This window comes from Bacteroides sp. 2_2_4 (genome assembly GCF_000157055.1).
In the GTDB taxonomy this organism is placed as follows: Bacteria; Bacteroidota; Bacteroidia; order Bacteroidales; family Bacteroidaceae; genus Bacteroides; species Bacteroides ovatus.
The window spans coordinates 24,919-28,378 of sequence record NZ_EQ973379.1 but is presented as its reverse complement, the minus strand read 5'-3'; the positions used below and the strand labels follow the sequence as shown (position 1 = coordinate 28,378).

Here is a 3,460-nt window from a genome sequence, read left to right as displayed (position 1 = left end):
ACAGTCTTACAATTCCGGTTATACCAGATAATACTCTAAAAGACAATGTATGAATAACCGGCCCTTTTCCGTCCAAACGGTCAACATAGCCGTTCCGGTTTCTCCTGTACGGCTTTCCCATACATGGGTCCGGGTTGCCGTATAGCCTTGATTCTGGTAGGGGGCTTTAAGTAGCCACTGACCGGACTGACGGAACTGGATACCTGCCCATCGGAGCCGCTTGTTCAGCATGCCGGCAGTCATTCCCAATTCTTTGGCTATCTGTGTGGTTGTGTAGGTGCTTTGGGATTGCAGGACTTTGTCGTAATACTGAACTTTTGGGGCTTGTAGCTTGAGTTTCAGGATGGCATAGTTATTCTCCTTCTCCAATGCTGAAATACGGCTGTCACGCTCTTTTATACGCTTCTGTGCGAGCAATACGGTACGCGCAAGCAGTTCATTGTCCGTTTCGCCCTTCTTCCCCAGAAGATAGCCTCCGTCCTTTAGCGTTTCAGGCACAAGCTCATCGAATATCCAGCTTTCGAATTTCTCGGCGGAAGGCAGCTTGCTACCGGCAATCAGCCGGTATACGTTCCCTTCGCTGATGTACTTGATTTTCTGGACGGCACTGCGTGTGGGGGTGTCGTAAACCACGACTCCCATTGGTTTACAGTGCCTTGCGACGGCATCCCGCGGATTGGAATAGCCAAGCGCGGAGGCAACGTCCGAGGCGCAGAACCATATTTTCCCGTCAATTTCCAGTGTCCGGATGCGTCCGAACTCAGGATGTTCAAATACTGATATTTTATTCATGACTGTCTGATTTATAAGTTTCTTCTATCGCTTTGAATATCTCGTAAACTATCTGGGGGACGATGGCGTTTCCGTATCCTTTGATGGACTTTTCTCTTCACTGAGAAAAGGAGATACCGTCCAACCTGGCGGAAAACCCATCATCTCGGCTACAAACAGGGGGTTGAGTTGGAAACTCTTTCCAGTCCGGGCGAAGAAATCGGGAAGGCTGTTCTTTTCCGGTATCCGGCCTCTCTTCTCGAGGCTCTCCAGGCTTGCCGCACCTTTCCAGTCCCTCGCCGTCGGCGTGGGCAGAAGCTCCGCCATCCTCCCAAGCCCTACACTCCAGACATGGCCTTTCTGATTGATCTTCCGTATCTTCCCTTTCGGTGTCACAATAATCCTGTCGTTTCTCCCCATTACAGCCCCCACACCGGCATCGCTGGCTACCGGAGTGGGCAGCATCCCGTAAAAATCCAGAAAGTCGCTCAGGCCGTCGGGCTGTTTCTCCCCATTGAGTTGGCTGTGAGGGGATGGCGCATGGAGCTGTTTCCATTTGTGGACTCTCTCCGGATGGTGTATTTCCGTGGCCGGCGGGGTAGGAAGAAGCATCGCACGGATGGTCTCCGGCAGTCCCTGCTGGCTGCTGTTCGGCTCCCTCAGTTTGTAATCCTGCGCAGTCACGGTGGGCAATAAACCAAACCCGGTCCCTCCTGTGGGGCGCACCGACGGCGCAAGCCGGTATAAGTATCGGCTGGACGGAATATCCTTCACGTTCAAGATCACGGCAAATGGTTTCAACGACATATTGCTGCCGTCTTTTAAATACAGGCTCACTCTCTCCGAATAGAGTGGATTGGCTTCCCACTTCAGTCTCCTGACCGGGCTGTACCATCGTGAGGATGCCAGCAACATTTTCACCAATGACCCAATCAGGCCTGATTTCATGTATGGCCCGGAGCATGTAAGGCCAGAGGTAACGGTTATCATCCGCTCCTTTTCTTTGGCCTGCAACGGAAAAGGGTTGACAAGGAAAACCTCCTGTAAGAACATTAATTTTTCCTCTTCACTGTCTGAAGTCTGTTTTTGTGATGTCTGTATAACTTTTCGCATCTTTAAACCAGTAATTTAAAACCACGTTACAAAAATCATCTATCTCACAATGGAAGGCGTTTTGCCATCCCATTCATTCGGCTGCCAGATCAGGGGCACCGAATCCGCTGAAAAGGGAAGCGTGCACCAAACACTTCTCTTTTTTAGTACTTTGCTTTTCTTCTTTCATTGTTATTCATTATTTAAAGGTGCAATATTCATGGCTTTCGCATCTATCTTGCGGTAGACATTCCCCATTTCCAACATGTTCTTCAGTCGGAGCAGGTCGGTGATTTCATAGACAGTCATGCCTTTGTGCGTTGTGAAGCGGATATATCCCTTCTGCCGCTGTATCTCCACTTCTTCAGGAGTCATCTGTAAAACTTCACAGATTTCCTGCAAAGTCAAGGTCAGACTTATTTGTTTGACAGTATAGATGTAGGTCAGGATGTCCAGCATCTGGATACATTTACGGTGGGATTTGACAAGTGCCGCAAATTTGTTTCGTTCAATGACGATTACTTTACTTTGATTTTCCATATGAGTTGTTATTTATGAGTTAATAGAATCGGATATAAAATCTTTTTGTTTGCATTCTTCTCTCAGGAACTTGTGTACGTCCGAGGCCCAGAAGTAAATCTTGCCGCTGAGTTTGAAATAGGGCAGCTTGCCGGAGTTGCGCCAACGGATCAGTGTCCGGTCACATACTTTCAACATCAGGCGCATGTCCCGGCTGTCCAGCATCTGTTTGCCGTTGAAACTGGTTACTGCTTCCAGTGCAATTTCCAGCTTGCTTATCAGTTTTCGTTGTTCCTCAAAGTTTTCTTTGATCATCGCTTTGAGCTTTTCAATGTCATTGCCATTCTCTTCCATACGGATATTCCTTTGTTTGAGTGAGTTGCCTATCTTATCTTCGGCTGCAAAGTTTAAAAAAACGGGCATAAAAAAATAGGGCTGACGGTAACCGTCAGCCCCACATTTTCTTTCCAACTCACTTAATATCAATGTGGATTTTAGAATACCATTCTCTTTCACTAGATGGATATTGAGAAGAATAGACATCATTCTTTTCAAAAAAGATGGTACATGTGGATTGAAATAATGAAAGAGATGTAACAAAAAGGGTTGACAATTAATTGCCAACCCTTTTCTAAGTAACTTATAACCATCAAAAACTAAAGTTTAACTACGTGGAGGAAACGGGTACTTTCCATGGTTATCATATTTTCCAACATCAATGAATATACATTCCGAAACTTTGATTTCGTGAAATCTCATGCACAATTTGTACAGCTTCTCTTTGAGTTAATACAGCCCTTATATTATGTATATTTTTTTCAAAATTCATTTCCTTAAACTATTAACTTAAAGTAGGCAGATCCAAATATGGAATTTTCATTCCTTTCCCTTTATGTTTCAGTAACCTATCATCTACAGGAAATTCTGTTTCAGAAAAAGTAATAATATCCCCTTCTGAAATATCATATACAATCTTTGCGAATTTATTTAGCGGTTCATTCTTAAATGGATGAATCCTACTTAACATCTCAATGACAGCCATAGAACTTGCACAGCTATTGATACTAATAACAGCTGG

At 45.2% G+C, this 3,460-nt stretch carries 5 protein-coding genes; all 5 read right to left on the bottom strand.

What is annotated here, in order from left to right:
- Positions 1–18: 18 nt before the first annotated feature.
- Positions 19–792 (bottom strand): phage antirepressor, encoded by a 774-nt coding sequence (locus tag BSCG_RS00560; RefSeq protein WP_008777603.1) that lies wholly within the window; start codon positions 790–792, stop codon positions 19–21.
- A 97-nt stretch (positions 793–889) separates the two neighbouring features.
- Positions 890–1,828, bottom strand: coding sequence for a DNA cytosine methyltransferase (locus BSCG_RS00565; protein WP_241762179.1), 939 nt, complete (start codon positions 1,826–1,828; stop codon positions 890–892).
- Between the two features lie 227 nt (positions 1,829–2,055).
- On the bottom strand, positions 2,056–2,403 hold the full coding sequence (locus BSCG_RS00570) for a hypothetical protein (protein WP_008777601.1): 348 nt from the start codon (positions 2,401–2,403) through the stop codon (positions 2,056–2,058).
- A gap of 12 nt (positions 2,404–2,415) precedes the next feature.
- On the bottom strand, positions 2,416–2,736 hold the full coding sequence (locus BSCG_RS0128195; protein WP_032849907.1) for a helix-turn-helix domain-containing protein: 321 nt from the start codon (positions 2,734–2,736) through the stop codon (positions 2,416–2,418).
- 487 nt (positions 2,737–3,223) lie between these two features.
- Positions 3,224–3,460 (bottom strand): hypothetical protein (locus tag BSCG_RS30205; protein WP_197535132.1); only part of this gene is annotated, 237 nt, incomplete at its 5' end.